The sequence below is a fragment of the Massilia sp. 9096 genome (assembly GCF_000745265.1).
Lineage (GTDB): Bacteria > Pseudomonadota > Gammaproteobacteria > Burkholderiales > Burkholderiaceae_D > Telluria.
Map to the genome: position 1 here is coordinate 5,154,828 of NZ_JQNN01000001.1, position 26,145 is coordinate 5,180,972.

A 26,145-nucleotide genomic window follows, 5' to 3' on the forward strand; every position below is an offset into this window, starting at 1 on the left:
TCCGGTGCCCTTAATTGGGCAGCAGGCCGGGGTCGCGCGCGTAGGCGCGTTCGGCCACGGTCACCTGTACCTGAGCCGGCGCCGGCCGGCCGATGCTGCCGAACAGCTTCTTGACCAGGAGACGCGTGCCCTGGCGCTTGCCCAGCGCCCGCTCGAGCTGGCGGTCGGCCTCGGCCAGGTGCGCGGTCAGGCGGCGCCGCGCTTCCTCGACGCCGAGCGTGGCGATCATCGTCGACTTGCCGATGTCCTTGCCGACGTCCTTGCCGGTGACCGAGCTGTCGTGGCCGAAGCCGTCCTGGAAGTCGTCGCGGATCTGGAAGGCCTGGCCGGCGGCGAAGGCGAAAGCGCGCAGCGCGCCGGCGACTTCGTCGTTGGCCTGGGCGATGATGGCCGCCATGTCGACCGACACGCCCAGCAGCACGCCGGTCTTGAGTTCGTTGGTGGCGGCGATTTCCTCGGGCGAGCGGGCGCCGCCGCGCAGGTCGAGGAACTGGCCCTTGACCAGGCCTTGGGTGCCGATGGTCTCGGACAGGCGCGTGACCAGGCGTGCGCGCACGCTCGGGGCAATGTCCTGGCTCGAGGACAGGATACCGAAGGCGCGCGAGAGCAGGGCGATGGCGGCCAGGATCGCGACGTCCTCGCCGAACTGCACGTGGATGGTCGGCTTGCCGCGGCGCAGCATGGCGTTGTCCATGCAGGGCATGTCGTCCAGGATCAGGGAGGCGGCATGCACCATCTCGACCGCGCAGGCGACGTCGACCAGCGCCGGCGACACGCAGCCGAGGTCGCGCGCCACCAGCATCAGCAGCAGCGGACGCAGGCGCTTGCCGGCGCTGAGGGTGCCAGCGCGCATGGCGGCGGTGAGCAGGTCGGCTTCGGCATTGCTGCCGTCCAGCCAGTGGGCGATGCGCTCTTCGAGCAACGCGCGCAACGCGTCGGGGTCCTCGTTGGCAGCTTCCATGCGGCGCTGGACGGCAAAACCGTCGAGGCCTTCGAAGCCGGCGAATCCATCGATGCCGGCCGGCTTGTCCATACGCCGTGTCTGTGTCGCCATACGTACCCCTTTATTTCCAGCCGGATCAATCAAATTGACGAATTTCAGGCAATCATACCGGAAACAATCTTACCGATTCGTTAACGGACCAACCGTGCGCAGGATTGGCTCCGGGGCGGTGCGGGTCGATTGTGGGTCATTTTCCACAACGACCTGAGACTATCTTACAAGTTCGGCGCCAGGTAACGCTCCAGCTCAACTTTATCGATGCCGCGGCGGACGGCCATGTCGTCCACCTGGTCCTGGCCGATCTTGCCCACCACAAAATACTTCGATTGCGGATGCGCGAAATAGAAGCCCGATACCGCCGCGCCCGGGTACATCGCGAACGATTCGGTCAGCTGCATCCCGATTTCCTCGGCCTGGAGCGTCTTGAACAGCTCGGCCTTGACCGTGTGCTCCGGGCAAGCCGGGTAGCCCGGGGCAGGGCGGATGCCGGCGTACTCTTCCTTGATCAACTGCGCGTTGCCGAGGTCCTCGCCCTGGGCGTAGCCCCAGAGGTCGGTCCGCACGCGCTCGTGCATGTATTCCGCGAAGGCTTCGGCCAGGCGGTCGGCCAGGGCCTTGACCATGATCGCCGAGTAATCGTCGCCCGCATCCTCGAAGCGCTTCTCGATCTTTTCGGCGCCCAGGCCGGCGGTGACGGCGAACATGCCGATGTAGTCGGGCACGCCGGAATCCTTGGGCGCGATGAAGTCCGACAGACACTGGTTCGGGCGCTGCACGCCGTCGACGACCGGGCGCACGTTTTGCTGGCGCAGGCCGTACCAGGTGAAGGCGACTTCGCTTCTCGATTCGTCCGTGTACACCTCGATGTCGTCGTCGTTGACGCTGTTGGCCGGCATCAGGGCGATGGCGCCGTTGGCCTGCAGCCAGCGGCCGTCGACGATCTTCTTGAGCATCGCCTGGCCTTCCTCGAACACCTTGGCCGCGGCTTCGCCGACCACCTCGTCGGTGAGGATGGCCGGGTAGGGGCCGGCCAGGTCCCAGGTCTGGAAGAACGGAGCCCAGTCGATGTAGCGCGCCAGCAGCGCCAGGTCGACGTTCTTGAAGACGCGGCGGCCGATGAACTTCGGTTTGACCGGCGCGAATTCCAGCCTGGCCTTGTTCGCGCGCGCCTGCGCGAGCGTGACCATCGGCTGCGCCTTTTTATTCGCATGCTGCTCGCGGATGCGCTCGTAGTCCTGGGCCAGCTCGGCAACGAACACGTCGCGCTGCTCGGCGGTGACCAGCGACTGGCCAACCGACACCGAACGCGACGCGTCAGGCACGTACACCACCGGGCCTTCGTAATGCGGCGCGATCTTGACGGCGGTGTGGGCGCGGCTGGTGGTGGCGCCGCCGATCAGCAGCGGCGTGCCGCGCTCGCGGAACCACGGGTCGCGCTGCATCTCGCGCGCGACGTAGGCCATTTCTTCGAGCGACGGCGTGATCAGGCCGGACAGGCCGATGATGTCGGCGTTCTCTTCCTTGGCCTTGGCCAGGATCTCGGCCGCCGGGACCATCACGCCCATGTTGACGATCTCGAAGTTATTACATTGCAGGACCACCGAGACGATGTTCTTGCCGATGTCGTGCACGTCGCCTTTCACGGTCGCGATCACCATCTTGCCCTTCGGCTTGGCGACAATGCCGGTGCGCGCCTCTTCCTCGGCCTTTTCGGCTTCGATGAAGGGGATAAGGTGGGCCACCGCCTGCTTCATCACGCGCGCCGACTTGACCACCTGCGGCAGGAACATCTTGCCCTGGCCGAACAGGTCGCCGACCACGTTCATGCCATCCATCAGCGGGCCTTCGATCACCTGGATCGGACGGCCGCCCTCGCGCTCGATCTGCTGGCGCGCTTCTTCCGTATCCTCGACGATCCACTGGGTGATGCCGTGCACCAGCGCGTGCGACAGGCGCTTGCCGACCGGGGCGTCGCGCCACTCGAGGTTCTGCTCCTGCTTGGCGCCGCCGGCCTTCAGCGTGCCGGCGAATTCGATCATGCGCTCGGTCGCGTCCGCGCGGCGGTTCAGCACCACGTCCTCGACGCGCTCGCGCAGCTCGGGCGCGAGGTCGTCGTACACGCCGACCATGCCGGCGTTGACGATCCCCATGGTCATGCCGGCCTTGATCGCGTGGTACAGGAACACGGTGTGGATCGCTTCGCGCGCCGGGTCGTTGCCGCGGAACGAGAACGACACGTTCGAGACGCCGCCCGACACCTTCGCATGCGGCAGGTTCTCGCGGATCCAGCGCGTGGCGTTGATGAAGTCGACCGCGTAGTTGTCGTGCTCTTCGATGCCGGTGGCGATCGCGAAGATGTTCGGATCGAAGATGATGTCTTCCGGCGGGAAGCCGACCTTCTGCACCAGAGTGTCGTAGGCGCGCCTGCAGATCTCGATCTTGCGCTCGAAGGTGTCGGCCTGGCCCTTCTCGTCGAACGCCATGACGATCACGGCGGCGCCGTAGCGGCGGCACAGCTTGGCCTGGCGCAGGAATTCCTCTTCGCCTTCCTTCATCGAGATCGAGTTGACAATGGCCTTGCCCTGCACGCACTTCAGGCCGGCCTCGATCACGCTCCATTTGGAGGAGTCGATCATGATCGGCACGCGCGAGATGTCCGGCTCGGACGCGATCAGGTTCAGGAAGCGCGTCATGGCCGCCTGCGAATCGAGCATCGCCTCGTCCATGTTGATGTCGATGACCTGGGCGCCGTTCTCGACCTGCTGGCGCGCCACCGACAGCGCCTCGTCGAACTGCTCGTTGAGGATCATGCGCGCAAAGGCTTTCGAGCCGGTGACGTTGGTGCGTTCGCCGACGTTGACGAACAGCGAGGTCTCGTCGACGGTGAACGGCTCCAGGCCCGACAGGCGCAGCGCGGTCGGGATCTCGGGCACGACGCGCGGGGTGGCCTGGGCCATGCGCTCGGCGATCGCCTGGATGTGCTCGGGCGTGGTGCCGCAGCAGCCGCCGGCCACGTTGATGAAGCCGGCTTCGGCGAATTCCTTCAACAGCGCCGAGGTGTCGGCCGGCAGCTCGTCGAAGCCGGTGTCGCTCATCGGGTTGGGCAGGCCGGCGTTCGGGTAGATGCAGACATAGGTATCGGCGATCTGCGACAGCTCTTGCGCGTACGGGCGCATCAGGGCGGCGCCGAGCGCGCAGTTCAGGCCGATGGTGATCGGTTTCGCATGGCGCACCGAATTCCAGAAGGCCGGCACGGTCTGGCCCGACAGGATACGGCCGGAAGCGTCGGTGACGGTGCCCGAGATCATCAGCGGCAGGCGCGGCGTTTCCGGATGCTCGTCGAAGTACTGGTCGATCGCGAACAGCGCGGCCTTGCAGTTGAGCGTGTCGAAGATGGTCTCGACCAGCAGCAGGTCGACGCCGCCGTCGATCAGGCCGCGCAGCTGCTCATGATAAGAAGCGACCAGCTGGTCGAAGGTGACGTTGCGCGCCGCCGGGTCGTTCACGTCCGGCGAGATCGAGGCGGTCTTGGGCGTCGGGCCGAGCGCGCCGGCGGCGAAGCGCGGCTTGTCCGGGGTCGAATATTTCGCGCAGGCGGCGCGCGCCAGTCTGGCGGCTTCGACGTTCATCTCGTACACCAGGTGCGCCATGTGATAGTCGTCCTGGGCGACGCCCGTGGCGCCGAAGGTGTTGGTTTCGATCAGGTCGGCGCCGGCCGCCAGGTAGCGCTCGTGGATTTCCTGGATGATCCGTGGCTGGGTCAGGTTCAGCAATTCGTTATTGCCTTTGACAAACAGCTCGCGCGCTCCGGAATCGGCAGGAGCGGCAAAACCGGCAAAACGCTCGCCGCGGTAGGCCTGCTCGTCCAGCTTGTATTGCTGGATGATCGTGCCCATCGCGCCATCGAGGATCATGATGCGGCGTGCGAGGATTTCGCGCAGCTGGGCGTCGACGGGGGAAATAGCGTGGGCGGTGGTCATCGTATGGTTTCCTGGATGGGCCTGGCTGGCGGCGTTGAATGTAAATGCACAGAGGCGGGTCTTCGATTATAACGGTATCGGATGGGTTTGTTCCCGGCCATGCCGGTTCGACCTTCGCATACTGTTCTGTAAAGACGTTTGTAACGTACTGTATCAAACGTAAGATTGTTACAGTGCGATACAAAACGCGCGGTTTCAGCAATTTCCCGGATACATACAGGCATGACAATTAACACATGGAACCGACAAGAGCGCGGTGCCTAGTCCAAATCAAACGGTTTGCGCGGACCCGTTGCTCCGCCACCTTTATGGGAAGAATTGAAATGAACAAAGAATACATGCCTGAGTGGGACCAGCCTGCCGTCCGTACCGAAGAAACCCCTGCGGTCAAGCACAACGCTGCGACCGGCGTCAAACAAATCGTCACCATCCGCCTGGACGTCGACATGCTGGAATGGTTCAAGTCCGCAGGTCCGGGCTACCAGACCCGCATCAACCAGGTGCTGCGCGAATACATGGAAGCCAACCGCGTGCGTGCTCAAGTCGAGCAGCACTGATCCGGCGCCGGCGTTTGGCGGGGCCCGGCGCCCCGCGGTAAACGGTTGATATTACCGATTTACCGAGTCCCGTGATGCGGGACCCATGCAGCGCCGAATCGGAGATCGAATGAAAACGGGGAGGTGAGCGTCGTGCTCATCTCCCCGAATCGTTTTGGGCGTCGTGAAACTGCCGCATGATGCCCGGTCGGCTCAGTACCGGTTCAGTATCAGCTCAGCGACAGGCCGTCGAACGAAAACCCTTTGAGGAATTCCGCTGCCGGCAAACGCTTGCCGCCCGGCTTTTGCAGCTCGGTCAGACGCAGCGCGCCCTCGCCGCAGGCCACGACGATGCCGTTCGCATCCGCCGCCAGTACCGTACCCGGCGCGCCGCTGCCGCCGGCCGGCTGCGCATTCCAGATCTTGATCGTGCTGGCGCCGGCTTGCGCCTGCGCACCCGGAAAGGGGTTGAAGGCGCGCACCTTGCGCGCGAGCATATCGGCAGGCAGCGCAAAATCCAGCTTCGCTTCGTCCTTGCTGATCTTGGCGGCGTAGGTCACGCCTGTCTCGGGCTGGGGTTCGGCCTGCAGGTCGCCGGCCTCCATCTTGCGCAGCGCTTCGACGATCATGCGCCCGCCCAGCGCGGCCAGCTTGTCGTGCAGGCTGCCGGTAGTGTCGGTGTCCGTGATGGCGATGCGCTCCATCAGCAGCATCGGGCCGGTGTCCAGGCCTTCTTCCATTTCCATGATGGTCACGCCGGTCTCGCTGTCGCCGGCTTCGATCGCGCGGTGGATTGGCGCGGCGCCGCGCCAGCGCGGCAGGATCGAACCGTGGATATTGATGCAAGGCTTGATGTCGAGCGTGCTGCGCGGCAGGATCAGGCCGTAAGCGGCGACCACCATCACGTCGTAATCGGTGCTCACCAGGCGCTCATGGGCGGCGCTGGCCTCGAGCGCGCGCTGCGGATCCTTGGCGTCCATGCGCAGCGACAGCGGCTGCAGCACCTCGATGCCATGCGCCAGCGCAACCTGCTTGACGGCGGACGCCTGCAACTGCATGCCGCGCCCGGCGGGGCGGTCCGGCTGGGTCAGCACGAGCGGCACCTCGAACCCGGCCTCGATCAGCGCGCGCAGGGCCACCGCGGCAAATTCCGGCGTGCCGGCAAAAACGACTTTCATGTCGACGCTCACGCGCGGCCGACTTTCGGGCCGGACTCGCGCATCGCGCGTTCTTCTTTTTGCAGCTTGGTCTTGATGCGGTTGCGCTTGAGCGGCGACAGGTATTCGACGAATACCTTGCCCATCAGGTGATCCATCTCATGCTGGATGCACACTGCCAGCAAGCCATCGGCGTCGACTTCGAACGGCTTGTTGAACTGGTCGACCGCCTTGACCTTGATGCGCGCCGGACGCTCGACGCCGTCGTACACGCCCGGCACCGACAGGCAGCCTTCGTCGTACACTTGCTTTTCCGGGCTGGCCCAGACGATTTCCGGGTTGATGAAAACCATCAGCTGGTCGTGGGTTTCGCTGACGTCGATCACGACCAAACGCTCATGGACGTCGATCTGGGTTGCCGCCAGGCCCACACCGGGGGCGTCGTACATGGTCTCGGCCATGTCCGCCACCAGTTTTTCGAGGCGTTCGCCGAATTCGGTGACCGGCTTGGCGACCTTGTGCAGGCGGGGATCGGGATAGCGGAGGATGTTCAATAAGGCCATGGCTGTGATGTGGTTCGTTCGAAAGCGATAATACGTATATCGGGTGCAAGCGGGCCGCGTTCAAGCGCGGCGCGCAGAAATGCAACACACCGCCCCCTGGTCGGAGAGCGGTTTGTCTTGCTAGTTCAAGGATTTCTCGGCAGAATTAATTCAATTCGGCAACCCTGCTGGTCCCATTTTGTTCCGCCGCGCGGTCAGGACCGTCTGCCGTCTTCGCGCCGTGGCTCACCAGGTGGGCGCATTTTACGGACTCTTTAATGAAAAATTTTAGCACAGGCGCTGCCCGCCCGCTCCTGGCCCCCGCCCTTGCCTCGGCCGCGCTGGCGGTTGCGCTGGCTTCGAGCGCGGGCCTGGCCGGCGCCGCCCCGGCCTCCACCGACCCCGCATGCCGCTTCCGCGCGAATGCGCCCGACCAGCACAAAGTGGTCAAGGGCGACACGCTGTGGGACATCTCGGGCGCATTCCTCGAGCATCCGTGGTGCTGGCCGCAGGTATGGGGCATGAACCGCGACGAGATCCGCAACCCGCACTGGATCTACCCGGGCCAGATCATCTATTTCGACCGCCGGCATGGCCGCTTGACCCTGGTCAAGCCCGGCACCGACGCCAACGCCGGCCAGCTCCCGCTGACCCGCCTGTCGCCGCAGCTGCGCACCGGCGACCTGGGACCGGACAATGCGGTGCCGGCGATTCCGGCCGGCGTCATCGAACCCTACCTGACCCAGCCGCTGGTGGTCGAGGACGATACCTTGAGCCGCGCCGCGCGCATCGTCGCGGCCCAGGACGACCGCCTGAACCTGGGCGAGGGCGACCGCATCTACGTGCGCGGCGACCTGCGCGGCGCCACCAGCTTCCAGATCTTCCGGCCGAGCGGCGAGCTGCGCGACCCGGACACCGGCGCCGTGGTGGCGCACGAAGCCGCCTACGTCGGCACCGCGCGCCTGGTGCAGGAAGCCAGGCCGGGCGTCGACGTGCACAGCTTCGCGATCACGCATTCGGTCAAGGAAATCACCGTCGGCGACCGTCTGCTGCCGGCGCCGCCTGTGCCGGTGCGCAACTACATGCCGCATGCACCGATTCAGCCGATCGGCGCGCGCGTGATGTCGATCGCGTCGGAATCGAACTATGCAGCGCAGAGCCAGGTCGTGACTGTCAATCGGGGCGCGATTGACGGACTCGATGTCGGCGCCGTGTTGGATCTTTATCATGTCGGGCAGACCGTGACCGATCCCGAGAGCCGTGGTTTCCTCGGGCTCGGCAAGGAAAAGTTACGCTTGCCGGACGAGCAGTATGGCGAACTGTTCATTTTCCGGGTTTTCGGGCACGTCTCGTACGGCCTGGTCATGCAAGTCACGGCGCCGGTCCAGGTCGGCGACGTCGCGAAATCACCGGAGTAATCCCACCGTGCAGGACACGGACCCCATCCTCGATGCATCACCGTCCGCGGTTGCGTCCGTCGTCCTGCCGCCAGAAACGCTGGCCGCCTGGCTGCGCCTCGAGCGCACGCCCGGGATCGGACCACGCAGCGCGCATGTGCTGCTGAGCGCCTTCGGCAGTCCGGAGGCGATCTTCAAGGCCGGCTACACGGCGCTGGCGGCGCACGTCAGCGCCACGCAGGCGCGCGCGCTGTGCCTGCCGATGTCGGCGGACACCCAGCGCATCCTCGACGCCACGGTGGATTGGCTGCAGCAACCCGGCCACGGCGTGCTGGCGCCGGGTGCGCCCGGCTATCCCGAGCTGCTCGCCAACATCCCCGATCCGCCGCTGCTGCTCTATATAAAAGGGCGTGTGCAATTGCTGGCGCGCCCCAGCCTGGCCATCGTCGGCAGCCGCAACGCCAGCACCCAGGGCAAGGCCAATGCCGAAGCGTTCGCGCAGGCGCTGTCCGGCGCCGGCGTGTGCATCGTGTCCGGGCTGGCGCTCGGCATCGACGCCGCCGCGCACGAGGGCGCGCTGAAGGGGGCGGGCGGCACGATCGCCGTGATCGGCACCGGTCCCGACCTGGTCTACCCGAGCCGCAACGCCCGGCTGTTCGAGCGCATCGCCGATGAAGGCTGCATCGTCAGCGAATACCCGGTCGGTACGCCACCGTTGCCGGGCAATTTCCCCAAGCGCAACCGGCTCATCAGCGGCCTGGCGGCCGGGGTGCTGGTGGTCGAGGCGGCGGCGCAGTCGGGTTCCCTGATCACGGCGCGCCAGGCGGCCGAGCAGGGCCGCGACGTGTTCGCGATTCCGGGGTCGATCCACGCATCGCTGGCCAAGGGGTGCCACCTGCTGATCCGCGAAGGCGCCAAGCTGGTCGACACGGCGGCCGACGTGCTGGAAGCGCTGGCGGCGTCGCCGCTGGGCGGCTGGCATGCTGCGCCGCAAGCGCGCAGCGGACAAGCACAAGCCACACCCGATGCGCATACGCAGGACGACGAGCTGCTGCACGCACTCGGCCACGATCCGATCGAGCCCGACAGCCTGCTGGCGTTGGTGAAAGGCGGCGCCGCGGCGCTCAGCAGCCGCCTGCTGATGCTGGAGCTGGCGGGCCTGGTCGAGCGCTTGCCGGGCGGGCGCGTACAGCGTGTCGTGCGGCCCATGGTGAAGTGAATAAGGCCGATAAACAACGTCGATGTTTCTTCAAAGCAATCATGGCCGTGCTGCTCTTGTGCCGCAACGAGCTTAGCTGCTACAGTAGCGCCACCATGTTCGACATCCTAGTCTACCTCTACGAGACGTATTATCGTCCCGATGCCTGCCCCGAGCCGGCTGCCCTGGCGCGCAAGCTGTCCGCCGTCGGTTTCGACGATGTCGAAATTACCGAAGCGCTGGATTGGCTGAATGGCTTGACCGAAATGGCCAGTGCGGTCGATCCCGCCCTGGAATCCAGCGGTACCCGTTTTTATATCGCCCAGGAAGTCGACGTGCTCGGCAGCGCCGCAGTCGGCTTCATCCAGTTCCTCGAACTGGCCGGCCTGCTGTCCGCATCGCAACGCGAAATCGTCATCGAGCGCGCGCTGGCGCTGGACGAATCCCCGGTCACGCTCGGCAAACTGAAGATCATCGTCCTGATGCTCCTGTGGAGCCAGGGCAAGGAACCGGATGCGCTGATGTTCGACGACCTGTTCGGGTCGGACGACGAGGACGCCGAACCGCGTCTGCTGCACTGAGCCGGTTTTACCATCGTCAATACATGGAAACGGGGCTTCGGCCTCGTTTTTTCTTGCAGTAAAGCAATATAAAGCGTATTTTCCGGTTGGGAAGGACCGCTTGCATGGAGTGATCGCAGTGGCACAGCCCACTTGCGGATTGCGCGGCAACCCGCTTATCATTGGCCGCACCTTACCAATTGTTACCTATAAGCTATCAACGGGATGGAAGCGATCGCCGATGCGACGCCTGCCCCGAACGGCCGCCTCATGTATGATGCGCGGGCCGAGCCCTTCGAACACGTACGAGAACCCTATGACCAAAGCCCTCATCATTGCCGAGAAACCCTCCGTGGCGAACGATATCGCCAAGGCGCTCGGCGGCTTTACCAAGCACGATGAGTATTTCGAATCCGACGATTACGTCCTGTCGTCCGCCGTCGGCCACCTGCTCGAAATCGCGGTGCCGGAGGAATACGACGTCAAACGCGGCAAATGGAGCTTCACGCACCTGCCGATGATTCCGCCGTACTTCGCGCTGAATCCGATCGCCAAGACGGAATCGCGCCTCAAAGTGCTGAACAAGCTGATCAAGCGCAAAGACGTCACCGCCCTGATCAACGCATGCGACGCGGGCCGCGAAGGCGAACTGATCTTCCGCCTGATCGCCCAGAACGCCAAGGCCAAGCAACCGGTGAAGCGCCTGTGGCTGCAGTCGATGACGCCGAACGCGATCCGTGACGGCTTCGCCCACCTGCGCAGCGACCAGGAAATGCTGCCGCTGGCCGACGCCGCACGTTGCCGTTCCGAAGCCGACTGGCTGATCGGCATCAACGGCACGCGTGCGATGACCGCCTTCAACTCGAAAGAGGGCGGATTCTTCCTGACCACCGTCGGCCGCGTGCAGACGCCGACCCTGTCGATCGTGGTCGAGCGCGAAGAAAAGATCCGCAAGTTCGTCGCGCGCGACTACTGGGAAGTGCGCGCCGAATTCAAGTGCGCGGCCGGCGTCTACGAAGGCCGCTGGCTCGACACCAAATTCAAGAAGGACGAGAACGATCCGGAAAAGCGTCCCGAGCGCCTGTGGAGCAAGGCGGCCGCCGAAGACATCGTCGCGGCTTGCCAGGACAAGCAGGGCAAGGTGAGCGAGGAATCGAAGCCGACCACCTCGATGGCGCCGGCACTGTTCGACCTGACCTCGCTGCAGCGCGAAGCCAACGGCCGCTTCGGCTTCTCGGCCAAGAACACGCTCGGCCTGGCGCAGGCGCTGTACGAAAAACACAAGGTGCTGACCTACCCGCGTACCGATTCGCGCGCGCTGCCCGAGGACTACCTGGGCACGGTCAAGTCGACGCTGGAAGTGCTGAAAGGCAACAACAACTACCTGCCGTTCGCCAAGCAGATCCTGGACAAGGGCTGGGTCAAGCCGAACAAGCGCATTTTCGACAACAGCAAGATCTCGGACCACTTCGCGATCATCCCGACCGGCGTGGCCCCCAAAAACCTGTCCGAGCCGGAACAGAAGCTGTACGACCTGGTCACGCGCCGCTTCATGGCCGTGTTCTTCCCGGCCGCCGAGTTCCTGGTCACGACCCGCTTCACCGAAGTGGCCGGCCACCAGTTTAAGACCGAGGGCAAGGTGATGACCAACCCCGGCTGGATGGCGGTGTACGGCAAGGACGCGAGCGACGACAAGGACGGCGCCAACCTGGTGCCGGTCGAGACGGGCGAAACGGTGCTGGCGCAAAAGGTCACGGCCAATGGCCTGGTCACCAAGCCGCCCGCACGCTACAACGAAGCGACGCTGCTGTCGGCGATGGAAGGCGCGGGCAAGCTGGTCGATTCCGACGAGCTGCGCGACGCCATGGCCGGCAAGGGCCTGGGCACGCCGGCGACGCGCGCGGCCATCATCGAAGGTTTGCTGACCGAGAAATACCTGCTGCGCGAGGGACGTGAAATCATCCCGACCGCCAAGGCGTTCCAGCTGATGACACTGCTGCGCGGCCTGGGCGTGAACGAACTGACCGCGCCCGAACTGACCGGCGAGTGGGAATACAAGCTGTCGCAGATGGAGCGCGGCCAGATCACGCGTGACGAGTTCATGCGCGAGATCGCCGAGATGACCGAGATCATCGTCAAGCGCGCGAAGGAATACAACAACGACACGATTCCGGGCGAGTACGCGACCCTGGCCACGCCGTGCCCGAACTGCGCCGGCGTGGTCAAGGAAAACTACCGCCGCTTCGCCTGCACCAAGTGCGAGTTTTCGATGACCAAGGTCCCGGGCGGGCGCCAGTTCGAGATCGAGGAAGTCGAGGAACTGCTGCACAACCGCACCATCGGTCCGCTGCAGGGCTTCCGCTCGAAGATGGGCCGTCCGTTCGCCGCGATCCTGCGCATCGTGCGCGACGAGGACATCCACAACTACAAGCTGGAGTTCGACTTCGGCCAGGACCAGGCCGAAGGCGAGGGAGGCGAGGGTGTCGACTTCACCGGCCAGACCCCGCTCGGCCCCTGCCCGAAGTGCAACGGCAACGTCTACGAGATGGGCCTGGCCTACGTGTGCGAGCACCAGGTCGCCAAACCCAAGACCTGCGATTTCCGCAGCGGTCGCATCATCCTGCAACAGGAAATCCTGCCGGACCAGATGGCCAAGCTGCTCAACGAAGGCAAGACCGACCTGCTGCCGGGCTTCGTTTCGCAGCGCACGCGCCGCCCGTTCAAGGCCTTCCTGGTGCGCGGCAAGGATGGCAAGATCAGCTTCGAGTTCGAGCCGCGCGCCGCCAAGCCGGGCGCAAAGACCAAGGCGGCAGCGAGCGATGAAGGCGGCGAGGGCGGCGACACCGCGGTTGCGACGCGGCCGGCAGCCAAGGCTGCAGCCAAGACCGCGGCCAAGAAAGCCCCTGCCAAGACCGCGGCCAAGAAGACCGCGGTGCGCAAGCCGGCAGCCAAGCCGATCGCCGCCAAGAAGGCAACGGCCAGCTGATCCGTTTTATCCGCATCCTTCGGGCTGCATCGGCGAAAACCGCGGGCGACCGCGGTTTTTTATTTGACGACCTCAATTCCCGGCAACACCGGCAGCGCGTGCGCAGGTCGCCGAAGCGCGCACTGCCCGGCGCGGGCCGGTGGCCGCCGGCGAGGAATGGGAAACCTTCTGACGGCGCGTACCGTCGAGTGGACGTAAAAAAACCGCGCTTCGCGCGGTTTTTTAATTGGGCGGCCTGTGCATGGACAGGCGCAGGCGGGTGAAACGGGCAGGCGTGAAACTTACTCGCGCCAGTCTTCCTGCAGCGCGCGGATCGCGGCTTCGCCATTGCGGATGGCCTTCACGCGGCGCACGATCTCCTGTCGCCACATCTCGTCGGCGTCCTGCTCGGACGCGTCGCTGTCGGTCGTCAGCAGACGCAGCAGCTTGTGCTTGTCGGAAGCGGACAGCTGCTGGATTTCGGCAGCCAGTTCGGCGACGGTGAGCATGAAGAACTCCTAGCGAAACATTATGACCGGATAATAACTTGGTCTTCAGGGAAAGTCGACAGGCATCATATTATCTGTCGGTTTCCTGTCAATCAACTTGTTATCCGGGTCAATCCCCGCACGAGCGGGTCGTCCGTCAGCCACCAGCGTGACGCTCTGATCGCGCCCGTCCACCCGCCGGCGCTCGCGCGCGAGCGGGTTGCCGTCCGCGTCGTCGACACCGAATTCGATGTAATCCTTGAGCGGGGCTTCCTTTTCCTCGCCGTGCTCGCCGGAGCGCACCTTGCCTGCGCTGGCGCGGATCGTCACCTCGTACTTGCCGTCCGGGCGCCGCCGCGCCGTCGCGCTCTCGACGTGGTTGTCGTACAGGACGATCGATTCGAACAGGTCGTCGATCAGGTAAGCCTTGTCGGGCGGCGTGACGCTGCGCAGGCGCTCGACCAGGCTCGAGACGGTCGGATACGGCGGTCCGCGGAAGGCGTGGTCCTTCAGCAGGCCGCGCAGCACGCCATCGACCGTGTCTTCGCCCAGCAGGTCCTGCAGCAGGAACATTGCCAGGCTGCCCTTGCGGTAGTGGATGTAGTCCTGGTTTTCGTTCTGGGCCAGCGGCAGCTCGCGCCTGGACGCGGTGGCGCGGCCCATCAGGTACTGCTCGAGGTCATAGCGCAGGAAGCGGCGCATCCTGGCCGGGCCGAAGCTCTGCTTCATCGTCATCAGGGCCGTGTACTCGGCCAGGCTTTCCGACAGCACGGTCGCGCCGCGCACGTCGGCGCCGATCAGCTGGTGCGCCCACCACTGGTGCCCGACTTCGTGCGCGGTGACGTAATACGGGTAGTCGATGTCGGTGCGCGACTCCGGATCGACCTTGGCGATGAAGCCGGCGCTTTCCGAGAACGCGACCACGCCCGGCGCCGCCTGCGCATACGCCGCATAGCGCGGGAACTCGGCGATGCGCAGCTCGCGCTGCGGGTAGGGGCTGAAATGGCTGGAGCCGTATTCGAGCGCCGCCTTGGCGCCGCGGATCATGCGGTCGACGTTGAACTCGTGGCCCGGCTGGTAGTACACGTCGATGGTGACGTCCTGCCAGCGGTCGTGCCGGACTTCATAGCGCGCGGACTGAAAGGTATAGAAATTCAGGATCGGCTTTTCCATGCGGAAGTGGAAGAAGCGGCGCCCGCGGCGCATCCATTCCTGCTCGAGGGTGCCGGGTGCGACCACGGTCTGGTCGAGCGAGGTCGAGACCACGGCGTCGAAGCCGATCCAGTCGGCGTCGTTGCCGAGGTAGTTGTTGGCTTGCGCGCCCAGGTCGTCGCGCGCGGCCATCGGCGCGCGCGGCGCCAGGCCGTGGCGGCGGCGCTCGCGGTCGTCCAGCAGCTCGTTCGACGGCTGGTAGCCGATGCGCGGCAGGATCGCGTTGCTGAAAAACGTGCCGTTGCCGGCCACCGCGGTGTCGCGGCCCAGGCCGAGCACGCCGCCGGGGGCGTCGACCAGGTCGAATTCGAGCGCCATGGCGGCGCCCGGGGCGAGCGGCGTGGCCAGCTGGTAGCTGTAGAAGCCGTGTTCGGTGTCGGCGCTCAAGAGCTTGACGGCCTGGGCGAAATGCGGCTGGAACGCCGGGCCCGGCTGTTGATACAGGATCAGGTCGCGGATCGGCTGGCCGCCGCGGTTTTCCAGGCGGTAGGCGCCGTGCACCTTGAGCGTGCGCGTCTGGGGCAGGATGTCGACTTGCAGCCTGACGTCGGCCAGGCGTGGCTGCCGCACTTTGGCGAAGCGGCGGTAGCGCAGCTCGTACTCGGCGCGCACGGCGTCGCGGCGCCATCCGGTCTGGTAGCTGCCCAGGTAGTCGAGGTTGTACCACAGCAGCGCGCCGCTGGCGGCGAACACCAGCGCGCCGGCGCCGAGCGCGCCCAGCACGTTCGGGCTCAGGCGCTGGCGCGCCAGCTGCAGGCGTTCACGCCAGGTGGCATGGGCGCCGCGCGGCCACAGCAGCAGCGCCAGCGTGAACAGCACGGCCGCCGCGCCGCCCCAGTACACCAGCAGCGCGCGTTCGAGCGGCAGCGCATGGCCGAAACCGTTCATCGCCGAGTAGGTGATGCGCGGGAACGACGCATACACCAGCATCGGATGGTCCAGGCCGGCGCCAGACAGGAAGAAGCCGGCCGCGACGAACAGCGCCAGCACGAAGTAGGCCATGTACTTGTGGTTGAGGATGGCGTGCACGGCAATCGACAGCACCGCCAGCAGCACGTAGCGCGGCAGCAGCACGCCGAACAGGCTGAACAGGTACAGGCCGGGCTGCAGCGCCAGGTAGCCGTGCGCCAGCTGGATCAGCATGCCGGTGACCAGCGCCACCGCCAGCAGCAGCGCCTGCATGCCGGCCAGGGCGATGGTCTTGGACGCCAGCGGCAGCCAGCTCGGCACCGGCAGCGCGTCCATCATCTGCGCGACGCGCGCGTCGCGCTCACGCCATACCATCTCGCCGGCATAAAAGACGGTGGCGGCCAGCACGAACAGCGCGAACACGTCGCTGATCAGCTCGATCACCATGTAAGTCACCGGATAGGTCCTGGTGCCGAACACTTCGCCCATGTCGAGCGCGCTGACCGCCAGCGCCAGCACGCCGGCCAGCGCGATCACGACGAAATACACGTTCTTGACCGATTCGCGCAGGTTCAGCCAGCTCGACCTGGCCAGCAGCAGCGCCAGGCTGCGCGCGGCAAAGTCGGGCGCGATGTGCGGGATGCCGTCCACAGCAGGGCTTTGCGGCGCGGGCGCGGCCTCGACCTGCGCCTGGCCGCGCCGTCCCGCCGGGGTCGACACGAAGCTGAAGCGCCAGGTGCCCAGCAGCAGCACGACCAGCGAAAACAGCGACCAGATCGCACGGTTGGCCAGGTACACGCCGGACAGCGGGATGAAGTCGTGGTTGCGCTCGGCGATGCTCCAGTAATCGGTCATGCGGATCAGCGCCGTGGTGCCGAACGGGTCGATCAGCGCGGCCAGCGTCTTGTAGTCGAGGTCGCGCGCGAGCGAGGGCGCGACCGTGTAGCCGATCAGCATGACCACGCTGGCCACGTACACCGGCAGCATGCGCCGCGTCAGCGCGGCCAGGATGAAGAACAGCGCGCCGAAGATGAACAGGTTGGGCAGCAGCGTCAGCAGATAAGGCTGCAGGTAGGCGCCCAGCGCGTAGGCGCCGACGCGCTCCGGGTCGACCCCCGGCATCAGGCTCCCCAACAGCTGGCCCAGCACCATCGACGTGAACACCACCGCCAGCGTGGCCAGCGCACCGAGGAAGCGCCCGAACACGTAGGCGGTCTTGGGAATCGGCGCGCTGAAGAAGAAGTGGTGGGTTTCGTACTCGAAGTCCTGCTGTACCGAGCGGCCCATCAGCGCCGCCGCGACCACCACGCCGAGGCTGCCCAGCACCGCCGCCGAGATGGCGACCTGGCGCGGCGCGTTGATCAGCACGCGCGCGCCGAAGGTGACGCTGAATTCGCGGAAGGCGCCGCCGGCCGCCGCCGCCCACAGCGCGGCCAGCGCCAGGAAGCCGAAGAAGTAGACCCAGGTCGACAGCAGCTTGAGGCGCTGCCGGGCTTCGAACGAGGCGATGGCGAACAGGGCGCGCATGAATCAGCAGTTCCCGGCCTGGGCGTTGTGGCGGCCGGCGATGGTGGCGAAGTAGACGTCGTCGAGAGTCGGGTGGATCGGTTCGAAATCGTCGCCCGGATAACGGTCGGCATACACGTGGATCAGCGGGCGGCCGTTGAGCAGGCGGGTCGAGATGACGGTGTGCTTGCGCTGGAATTGCGGCAGCTCGGGCTTGCTGATGAAGCGCGACCAGATCTTGCCTTCGATGCCTTCGATCAGGCGCGGCGGCTCGCCGCACAGCAGCACGTGGCCCTTGTTGATGATCGCCATGTTGGCGCACAGGTCGGCCACGTCGGACACGATGTGGGTCGACAGGATCACGGTTTTATCCTCGCCGATGTCCGACAGCAGGTTGTGGAAGCGCACCCGTTCCTGCGGGTCCAGGCCCGCGGTCGGCTCGTCGACGATGATCAGCTGCGGGTCGCCCAGCAGCGCCTGGGCGATGCCGAAGCGCTGGCGCATCCCGCCCGAGAACGTGCCGAGGCGCTGGTTGCGCACCTCGAACAAATTGGTCTGCTGGAGCAGGGCGTCGACGACTTCGCGCCGCTGGTGGCGGTTGGACAGCCCTTTCAGTTGCGCGAAATGGTCGAGCAGCTCGTAGGCCGTGACTTTTGGATAGACGCCGAAATCCTGCGGCAGGTAGCCGAGCAGGCGCCGTACCTCGTCCTTGTCGTCGAGGACGTCGATGTCGTCCAGGAAGATCGAGCCGGCGTCGCATTCCTGCAGCGTGGCCAGGATCCGCATCAGGGTCGACTTGCCGGCGCCGTTCGGCCCGAGCAGGCCGAACATCCCCGGCGGGATGCTCAGCGAGACCCTGTCCAAGGCGACCACGCCGTTGGCGTAGGTCTTGGACAGATTGCGGATTTCCAGTTCCATGAATAGTTCGCTCCGTTGTGACAGTGCGTGAGAATTGTTCGCACTTCATGACAGTTGCATTGTATTAAAAACTGACGAGTCCTGGCGGTCCGTGCGATAGTCCGCAGCTTTACCGGGCCAGAATGCGAAAAAGCGCGACCAGAGCGGACGCCTGCCCCCGGCCGGCGCCACAGGATAGTCGAGCACGGTGGGTGTGCCTGCCTTGCCGAGATTGACGATCGCGCTCCGTACGGCATAATGGCTCCATGGATACGATCAATACAGGGATCTCCACCGCGATCCAGGACAAGATCCTGGCGGTGACGCGCCAGGGTCGCACGCGCGAGGAAGCGACCGACTGGTTCAGGGTCGCCGTCGGCCTGTATTACCTGGCCGGCCTGATGACGCGCGAGACCATCGACTTCAAGCGGCTCGACCGCGAGTACAACCGCTTCGTCTACCAGAGCATCGGCAGCGGCCACACGATCACCAGCATCCTGCAGTTCATGAGCGGCAAAAAAGTGCTGCCCGTGCTGGAGTCGGAACGCTTCCTGGGCATCTTCGCCGCGCATTGCAGCGAGGTGCCGCCCGATTCGATCCCCTTCCTGGTCGAACTCAACCTGGGCGTGGCGAAGGACATTTCCAAGATCGAGGTGGCGGGGCCGGTGCACGACTGGCTGCAGCGCCACAAGCAGGGCGGGCCGGATCAAGGCATATAATCATGACTTCGATGCGATCCTGAATGATTTTTCCATGGCACAGACAAACCGATCCGCTAATCCCCTCGACCACCTGATCGTCGGCTTCGACAAGGCGCTGCGCGTGGTGGGCGGCGTAGCCAAGGCCGCGCGTCCGAATCCCGGCGTGGCGGCGCCGGACTGCGAGATGAACGCCCAGGAGCAGCGCCACAGCGCCGGCCTGATGCGCGTGAATCACGTGGGCGAGGTATGCGCGCAGGCGCTGTACGATTCGCAGGGGCGGCGCGCCTCGACCACCGCGATGCGCACCGAGTTCGAGCGCTCCGGCCGCGAGGAAGAAGACCACCTGGCCTGGACCGCCCAGCGCCTGTCCGAACTGGGCTCGCAGCCCAGCCTGCTCAATCCGCTGTGGTATGCGGGCGCGTACGCGCTCGGCAGCGCCGCCGCGCGCATGGGCGATGCGATCAGCCTGGGTTTCGTGTCCGAGACCGAGCGCCAGGTCGAGGCCCACCTGAACAGCCACCTCGATAAACTGCCGCCGCAAGACGTCAAGTCGCGCGCGATCGTCACCCAGATGCGCGACGACGAAGCCGAGCACGGCGCCAAGGCGCGGGCGCTGGGCGCGGCCGAGCTGCCGGCGCCGGTCAAGCTGGCGATGCGGGCGATGGCCAAGGTGATGACCACCACCGCTTATTACATCTGAGTTCGCACCGCTGCATCGGCCGGCGCCGCCACCAGCGCCAGTATCGCCGCCGCATCGACCGGCTTGACCAGGAAATGATCGAAACCTGCGGCCATGGCCTGCAGGCGGTCCTGTTCCTGGCCGTAGCCCGTCAAGGCAATCAGGGTGGCGCCCGCCGTTTCCGGCTGCGACCGCAGGCGCCGCGCCAGCGCGTTGCCGTCGATCTCGGGCAAGCCGATGTCGAGCACGCAGACATCCGGCCGCTCGCCGCGCGCCCAGTCGAGCGCACGCACCGAGCTGTTTTGCACCGTGACGTCGTGCCCGGCCACCTCGAGGACCATCGCCAGCATCTGGGCGGCATCGTTGTTGTCGTCCACGATGAGGATGCGCCGCGGCAGGCTTGATGCCGCCAGTGCATCCCCGCTGCGCTGCGGCGCGTCGGGCAGCGAGGCGTCGGCGGTGCGCGGCAGGGTGACGACGAACTCGCTGCCCTTGCCGGCGCCCGCGCTTTCGCAGCGCACCGTACCGCCATGCAGCTCCACCAGGCTCCTGACCAGGGCCAGGCCGATGCCCAGCCCGCCCTGGGCGCGGTCGGGGCTGCGCTCGGCCTGGGCAAACAGGTCGAAGATGTGCGCCTGCAGGCTGGGTGCGATGCCGACGCCATTGTCGGCCACGTGCAGGCGGACCTGCTGCGGCGACGTCTGCAGGGTGAGGTGGAGGTTGCCGCCGGCCGGTGTGTACTTGACGGCGTTGTTCAGCAGGTTGGTCAGGATTTGCACCAGGCGCTTCTGGTCGCCCAGCACATGGGCCGGCGCCGGGTCCAGGTCGACGGTGAGGTGATGGCGCTTGGCCTCGATCAGCCGACGCACCTGTTCCAGCGCGTCGGTGATGACCTGCTTGACGTCGAGGTCGGTCTGGTCGAGCGTGACTAGGCCGCGCGTCACGCGCGAGACGTCGAGCAGGTCGTCCACCAGGTCGGTCATGTGGCTGACCTGGCGCGAGATGATCTGGCTGGTGCGCTTGAGCCGTTCGGGCTCGAGCTGCACCGCCTGCATCAGGTCGGCCGCGGCGCGGATCGGCGCCATCGGGTTGCGCAGTTCGTGCGCCAGCATGGCCAAGAACTCGTCCTTCCTGCGGTCGGCCTCGCGCAAGGCTTCTTCGGCGCGCTTGCGTTCGCTGATGTCGACCGAGACCGCCAGCATGCTGTCGACCGGCCCGCCGAGTGCGCTGCGCACCGGACTGACCGTATTGCTGACCCACATGACCGTGCCGTCGGGGCGCACGAAGCGCTTCTCGATCTCGAACGGCGCGCCGGTGGCGGCGGCATGCTCGAACGGCGGGAGGTTGCGCGGCAGGTCGTCCGGATGCGTGTAATCCTGCATGCGCCAGGTCAGCAGCTCTTCGCGCGAGCGCCCGACCATCTGGCAGAAGCGGTCGTTCATGCGCAGCAGCTTGCCGGTCAGGTCGGTTTCGCTGACGCCGGCGCCGGTCTGTGCGAACAGCGATTCGACGTGCGCCTGGCTGTGCTGCAATGCCTGTTCGGTGCGCTTGCGCTCGCTGATGTCGACGAAGGTGCAGACCGCGCCCTGCAGCTGGCCGTCCTGCCACACCGGGCGCACCCGGTATTCGACCGGAAAGCCGCTGCCGTCGAGGCGGAAAAACAGTTCGTCCGGTACGTGCGCGGGCATGCCGGTTTGTGCCGTCTGGTAGATCGGGCAATCGCACACGTCGTAATCGGATCCATCAGGATGGCTGTGATGGATCACGCCATGCAGTTTCTTGCCGATCGCATCTTCCTCGCGCCCGAAGCCGAGCATCTTCAGGAAGGCCGCATTGCACATGACGGTGGCGCCGGTGCGATCGATCGAGTAAAACCTTCTTCGCCGCTGTCGATCAGCAGGCGCAGGTAGTCGTGATTGGCGCGGATGCGCGCTTCGGCGCCGCGCAGTTCCTGGGCCATGCGCGCGTGTTCCAGCGCTTCGCGCCAGCGCCCGGCGGCTGCCGCAAGCAATTGCGCCTCACGCGGCTGCCATGGCCGCGCCTGCCACTGCCCGTGCAGGAACGCCGACGGTGTCGCATCGGGAGGGGCGGCCAGATCCACGCCGAGGTAGCCGGCAAGGCGGGCCGCGACGGTACGCGTGATGGCGTCGGGATCGGTCAGCGGGCGGATCGCGTCGTCCAGTCCGGCCAGGAAACGGTAGCGATCCAGTTCGTCCAATAATGCGGTGGCGTCTTCCCTGTCGGAAAGCGGGTTATCTGAGATCGTGTTGCTGCATGTGTTTACTCATGACGCATGCTAATGCAGATCGATGACAGGGAAGTGCCCGATTGAACCTTGCTATAGATTAAGCCTCGACGATCTCGAACGAGTGCGTGATCTCGGCCATCTTGGCCAGCATGATCGAGGCCGAGCAGTATTTCTCGTGCGACAGATTGACGGCGCGCTCGACCGCGGCCGGCTTCAGGTTGCGCCCGGTGACCGTGAAGTGGAAGTGAATCTTGGTGAACACCTTCGGATCGGTGTCGGCGCGCTCGGATTTGAGGGTGACGTCGCAGCCGCGTACGTCTTCGCGTCCGCGTTTCAGGATCAGGACCACGTCGTAGGCGGTGCAGCCGCCGGTGCCCAGCAACACCATCTCCATCGGGCGCGGCGCCAGGTTGTGGCCGCCGCCTTCGGGCGCGCCGTCCATGCTGACCATGTGGCCGGAGCCGGTTTCGGCCCGGAAGCTCATGCCGGACGGCCCGTTCCAGCTGACTTTGACTTCCATTCTGTTCTCCGAATCTGTTTCAAAAGACTGCCATCATACCGCCAGCACGTAGCGTTCGCTCTTCATGCGCCAGCTGGCAAAGGCGACCGCGATCAGCGCGCCCAGCAGCGAGCAGCCGAAGGTCAGCAGGAACGGCAGCGGCCCGAGGTCGCCGCCCTTGGCGGTTTCGCGCAGCAGGGTCTGGTTGGACAGCATCGGCACGATGTACATCCAGTCGGCGGTCTTGAGGTCGAGCATCGACACGGCGATGCCCGGCACCATCGGCACCAGCATCACGAACGACAGCACGCTCTGCGCTTCCTTGAACGATTTCGCATTCATCGCCACCGCGATCTGCAGGCCGGAGGCCAGCAGCGACAGCGGCACCGAGGCCAGGCAGACCAGGGCCAGGTCGCGCCAGTTGACGCGCCACGACATGCCGATCTCTTCCAGCGGCATCCAGGACAGGATGGCGTGCGCCAGCGCCAGCTCGAGCGTGATGCCGACGATCGCCAGCGAAGCGGCCGCCAGCCACTTGCCGACCACCAGTTCCCAGGTGCGCGCCGGCTGCGCCATCAGCACCTCGAGCGAGCGCCGTTCGCGTTCGCCGGCGGTGGAATCGACCGCCGCCGACAGGCCGCAGATAAAGGCCGGGAAGAACAGGAAGCCGAGGATGCTGCCGATCAGGCCGGCGGAACGCGCGGCGTTGGTGGCGGTGTCGTAGCGCTGCACCTGGATCGGCTGCATGATCGCCGGCGACACCCCGTGCGCGAGCAGGCGCGCGCCGGCGATGTTCGAGCCGTAGGCCTGCAGCACGTCTTCGATCTCGCGGCGCCGGTTGTCCTGCTCGGTGGCCGAGTCGTACCACAGCTCGATGCGCGCCGGGCGCATCGCCCCATAGCTTTCGGTGAAGGTCTTGGGCAGGCGCAGCAGGGCCGCGGTCTTGGGCGAGTGCAGCAGCGCGCCAATCGCGTCCTCGTCCATTTGCGGTATCTCGTGCACGGTGATGTTCTTCTGCTTGAGCTGTGCCATCAGCGTGGGGGCCTGGGCGCCGCCGATCACGGCCAGCGAAATGCCTTCGCGCTCCGGGCGGGTGGCGCGCTCGATCTGCTGGTGCAGGATGTAGCCGAGCAGGACCGGGTACATCAGCGTGAACATCGCCAGCAGGCCGAGCGAGCGCTTGTCGCGCAGGGATTCGCGAATCTCTTTCAAGAACACGACGAAAAATTTTGGCTTGAAACGAGTCGGCTTCATGCGACGATCCCTTCATCGGTGCCGACCAGGCTGACGAACGCGTCTTCCAGGTTGGCGATGCCGGTGCGCTCGCACAACTGCAGCGGCGAGCCCTGGGCCACGGTGTAGCCCTTGGCGATCACGATCACGTCGTCGCACAAGTGGCTGACTTCCTGCATCACGTGGGTCGCCATCACCACGCAGCACCCTTCGGCGCGCAACGCGATCAGGGCGTTGCGCACGGCGCGCGTGCTCATCACGTCCAGGCCGCGGGTGGGTTCGTCCAGCAGCAGGTGGCGCGGGCGGTGCAGCAGCGCGCGCGCGAGCGCGACCTTGATGCGCTGGCCCTGCGAAAACCCCTTGCTGCGGCGCTCGAGGATGTCGTCCATGCCCAGCATCGCGCACACCTCGTCGATGCGCTGGCGCAGCAGCGCCTTGCCCATGCCGTTGAGCTCGCCGAAGTAAGTCAGGTATTCGCGCGTGGACAGGCGCTCGTACAGGCCGAACTGGTCGGTCAGGAAGCCGATGTTGGCGCGCACCGTCATCGGATCCTTTTCCGGATCGACGCCATCGATGGCGATGGTTCCGTGGTCGCGCCTGAGCATGCCGACCAGGGTGCGCAGCAGCGTGGTCTTGCCGGCGCCGTTGGGACCGAGCAGGGCGGTGATGGCGCCGTCGCGGGCGCTGAAGCTGACCCCGCCCAGCGCCTGGATGGGGCCGAATTGTTTGCGAACTTCTTTTGCTTCGATCATGGTATGGCGCTCGGTTGCCGGTTCAGGGTTGCGGCCCGGCGCTGCCGAGCTGGAAGGTGGGCGCGGGGATTTCTTTCAGGCAGGCGCCGTCGAGCTTGTCCTGCGGATGGTCGAGGAAAGTGCGCAGCAGGCGCGGCGCGCAGCCCAGCTGCGACACGCCGTGGCCCACGTTCGGCGCCGCCAGCAGCTGGGCGTGCGCCATGAAGCGCGCGGCGTCCTCGGCGCGGTGCTGCGGCGTGACCGGGTCCTGGCCGCCGGACAGCAGCAGCGCGGGGGCCTCGATGCGCGCCGGCGTGGCATACGGAACGGCCGGCACGTTCATCACCTTGCACAGGGCGGGCAGGCGCGCGGCGAGCACGCTGGTGAGCGGGCTGGCGTCGCTGGCCAGCAGTGCAGGCGTCATGCGCGGCACGTCCTCGGCGCAGATGACGGCCAGGTGCAGCAGGGTGGCGGGCGAGCCTTCGGCGTTGAAGTCGGCCGCCAGGTTGCGCCGCGCGACGAACGGCTGCCAGCGGCCCTGGGCGGCGCTGTGGATCAGGAAGGGCAGGCGGCGTGCGTCGGCGGGAGAGTACAGCATGCCGTGCACGGTGCCGAGCATGCGCGCGCTCGTCATGATCGTCTCGACCTGCTGGGCGGTACGCGGATCGGGCAGCGACAGCTTCATCGGACCGGCCGCCAGTCGGGTCAGCAGGCCGGCGTATTCGGCGCGCAGGTTCGGAAAGGCCTTGCGGCAAGCCATGTCCTGCGAGCAGGCGTCGAACAGGCGGTCGAGCGCGGCCTGGCTGTCGCGTCCGCCGGCCGGGATCACCTGGTCCGGCGCGGCGACCGCGTCCAGCGTCAGCGAGCGCACGCTGGCCGGATACAGGCGCGCATAGGCCTGGCCCAGGCGCGTGCCGTAGGAACCGCCCCAGACGTTGATCTTGCCGTAGCCGAGCGCGCGCCGGACCTGTTCGATGTCGCGCGCCGCATTGGCGGTGGTGTAGTCGGCGAACGGCGTGGGGCTGGCGGCGATGCACTTGCGCACGGCCAGGTCGACCTCGTCGTCGGACAGCTTGGCATCGTCGGTGGTGCCGGCCTCGCATTCGAGCTTGCCGGACAGGCCGGTGCCGCGCTGGTCGATGAAGACGATGTCGCGCGTCGCGCGCACGCGCCGGAACGCGGTCGACAGCAGCGGCACCACGTCGCTGCCGGCTTCGCCCGGTCCGCCGGCCAGCACGAACAGCGGGTCGGGGCGGGCGCCCTGGCGCAGCGCCGGCGCGACGGTGACGTGCAGCGCCAGCGTACCGGCGGCCGGCCTGGCGTAGTCGAGGGCGACCGGCAGCTTGACGCAGCGCAGGGCGTCTTCGACGCCCGGCAAGTGGCAGCTGCGTGTCTGCAGGGCGGACACAGCCGCTGCCGGCGCAGCCATGGCCTCGGCGGGCGCCGACTGGAGGGCCGCTGCCAGCAGCGCGCCCAGGATCAGACTGGATTTCACGAGGTCTCCTCTTCGATGCTGATCATACTAATTTGCTATGGTTTTTGCGGTCAACCAAAAGTTGCAAAAATGCATGACTAACGTCCGCGTCCAGGCCGGCTGTCGGGTTGTTGCTTGCGCCATATCCAGCAGCGGCGCGGGCGCAACGATATCGCCGTGGCTGGCTTGACTGGGCGGCGCTAAATCGGCTATCATCGTTGGCTTTCCAT

At 66.1% G+C, this 26,145-nt stretch carries 20 protein-coding genes; 7 read left to right on the forward strand and 13 right to left on the reverse strand.

What is annotated here, in order from left to right; translation table 11 throughout:
- Positions 1-10: 10 nt before the first annotated feature.
- On the reverse strand, positions 11-1,054 hold the full coding sequence (locus FA90_RS22475) for a polyprenyl synthetase family protein (protein WP_081933991.1): 1,044 nt from the start codon (positions 1,052-1,054) through the stop codon (positions 11-13).
- A gap of 164 nt (positions 1,055-1,218) precedes the next feature.
- Positions 1,219-4,983, reverse strand: coding sequence for a methionine synthase (gene metH / locus FA90_RS22480; protein WP_051972012.1), 3,765 nt, complete (start codon positions 4,981-4,983; stop codon positions 1,219-1,221).
- A gap of 323 nt (positions 4,984-5,306) precedes the next feature.
- On the opposite strand from metH, the gene FA90_RS22485 reads away from it, so the two are divergent.
- The gene (locus FA90_RS22485) at positions 5,307-5,540 is read left to right on the forward strand and encodes a BrnA antitoxin family protein (RefSeq protein WP_036172710.1); all 234 of its coding nucleotides are present in this window, start codon (positions 5,307-5,309) and stop codon (positions 5,538-5,540) included.
- Positions 5,541-5,749: 209 nt separating this feature from the next.
- Here FA90_RS22485 and fmt read toward each other — a convergent pair whose 3' ends face one another.
- Complete coding sequence (fmt, locus tag FA90_RS22490) at positions 5,750-6,697, reverse strand: methionyl-tRNA formyltransferase (RefSeq protein WP_036176756.1); 948 nt, start codon at positions 6,695-6,697, stop codon at positions 5,750-5,752.
- Positions 6,698-6,705: 8 nt separating this feature from the next.
- Entirely contained in the window at positions 6,706-7,239 is a 534-nt protein-coding gene (gene def, locus FA90_RS22495) for a peptide deformylase (protein ID WP_036172712.1), read from the reverse strand.
- Positions 7,240-7,496: 257 nt separating this feature from the next.
- Between def and FA90_RS22500 the strand changes: the two genes are divergently transcribed.
- From FA90_RS22500 to FA90_RS22515, 4 genes are all read left to right on the forward strand, one after another.
- Complete coding sequence (locus tag FA90_RS22500; RefSeq protein WP_036172714.1) at positions 7,497-8,636, forward strand: LysM peptidoglycan-binding domain-containing protein; 1,140 nt, start codon at positions 7,497-7,499, stop codon at positions 8,634-8,636.
- Between the two features lie 7 nt (positions 8,637-8,643).
- Positions 8,644-9,834 carry a DNA-processing protein DprA gene (dprA, locus tag FA90_RS22505; RefSeq protein ID WP_373994622.1) on the forward strand — a complete coding sequence of 397 codons (1,191 nt, stop codon included), beginning with the start codon at positions 8,644-8,646 and terminating at the stop codon, positions 9,832-9,834.
- Between the two features lie 95 nt (positions 9,835-9,929).
- The gene (locus FA90_RS22510) at positions 9,930-10,394 is read left to right on the forward strand and encodes a DUF494 family protein (RefSeq protein ID WP_036176762.1); all 465 of its coding nucleotides are present in this window, start codon (positions 9,930-9,932) and stop codon (positions 10,392-10,394) included.
- Positions 10,395-10,689: 295 nt separating this feature from the next.
- Positions 10,690-13,359: a DNA topoisomerase III gene (locus FA90_RS22515; RefSeq protein WP_036172716.1), complete on the forward strand. Its 2,670-nt coding sequence runs from the start codon at positions 10,690-10,692 to the stop codon at positions 13,357-13,359.
- A gap of 281 nt (positions 13,360-13,640) precedes the next feature.
- Here the strand turns inward: FA90_RS22515 and FA90_RS22520 are convergent, their stop codons facing one another.
- Genes FA90_RS22520 through FA90_RS22530 form a run of 3 tightly spaced genes read right to left on the reverse strand, consistent with a single transcriptional unit; the run spans position 13,641 to position 18,371 of the window.
- Positions 13,641-13,847 (reverse strand): addiction module protein, encoded by a 207-nt coding sequence (locus FA90_RS22520; protein WP_036172718.1) that lies wholly within the window; start codon positions 13,845-13,847, stop codon positions 13,641-13,643.
- Between the two features lie 45 nt (positions 13,848-13,892).
- Positions 13,893-17,474, reverse strand: a complete 3,582-nt coding sequence (locus tag FA90_RS22525; protein ID WP_081933993.1) for a M1 family aminopeptidase — start codon at positions 17,472-17,474, stop codon at positions 13,893-13,895.
- Between the two features lie 3 nt (positions 17,475-17,477).
- A complete protein-coding gene (locus FA90_RS22530; protein WP_036172721.1) occupies positions 17,478-18,371 on the reverse strand; it encodes an ABC transporter ATP-binding protein in 894 nt (297 codons plus the stop codon).
- Positions 18,372-18,616: 245 nt separating this feature from the next.
- Here FA90_RS22530 and FA90_RS22535 point away from each other — a divergent pair, with 245 nt between their 5' ends.
- The gene (locus FA90_RS22535; protein WP_051972013.1) at positions 18,617-19,069 is read left to right on the forward strand and encodes a hypothetical protein; all 453 of its coding nucleotides are present in this window, start codon (positions 18,617-18,619) and stop codon (positions 19,067-19,069) included.
- Between the two features lie 34 nt (positions 19,070-19,103).
- Positions 19,104-19,751, forward strand: a complete 648-nt coding sequence (gene coq7, locus FA90_RS22540; protein WP_036172722.1) for a 2-polyprenyl-3-methyl-6-methoxy-1,4-benzoquinone monooxygenase — start codon at positions 19,104-19,106, stop codon at positions 19,749-19,751.
- Here the strand turns inward: coq7 and FA90_RS25275 are convergent.
- The 6 genes from FA90_RS25275 to FA90_RS22570 all read right to left on the reverse strand — a co-directional run bounded on the left by FA90_RS25275 (position 19,742) and on the right by FA90_RS22570 (position 25,936).
- Positions 19,742-21,571, reverse strand: coding sequence for a PAS domain S-box protein (locus FA90_RS25275; RefSeq protein WP_051972014.1), 1,830 nt, complete (start codon positions 21,569-21,571; stop codon positions 19,742-19,744). The genes coq7 and FA90_RS25275 overlap by 10 nt on opposite strands.
- The gene (locus tag FA90_RS22550; protein ID WP_036172725.1) at positions 21,550-21,948 is read right to left on the reverse strand and encodes a hypothetical protein; all 399 of its coding nucleotides are present in this window, start codon (positions 21,946-21,948) and stop codon (positions 21,550-21,552) included. Before FA90_RS22550 ends, FA90_RS25275 begins: the two co-directional genes overlap by 22 nt.
- A 127-nt stretch (positions 21,949-22,075) precedes the next feature.
- Positions 22,076-22,498, reverse strand: a complete 423-nt coding sequence (locus FA90_RS22555) for an OsmC family protein (RefSeq protein WP_036172727.1) — start codon at positions 22,496-22,498, stop codon at positions 22,076-22,078.
- 33 nt (positions 22,499-22,531) lie between these two features.
- Positions 22,532-23,731, reverse strand: coding sequence for an ABC transporter permease (locus FA90_RS22560; RefSeq protein ID WP_036172730.1), 1,200 nt, complete (start codon positions 23,729-23,731; stop codon positions 22,532-22,534).
- The gene (locus FA90_RS22565; RefSeq protein WP_036172732.1) at positions 23,728-24,462 is read right to left on the reverse strand and encodes an ATP-binding cassette domain-containing protein; all 735 of its coding nucleotides are present in this window, start codon (positions 24,460-24,462) and stop codon (positions 23,728-23,730) included. The genes FA90_RS22560 and FA90_RS22565 overlap by 4 nt, the downstream gene beginning before the upstream one ends.
- Before the next feature lie 22 nt (positions 24,463-24,484).
- On the reverse strand, positions 24,485-25,936 hold the full coding sequence (locus FA90_RS22570) for an alpha/beta fold hydrolase (protein WP_036172734.1): 1,452 nt from the start codon (positions 25,934-25,936) through the stop codon (positions 24,485-24,487).
- Positions 25,937-26,145 lie beyond the last annotated feature (209 nt).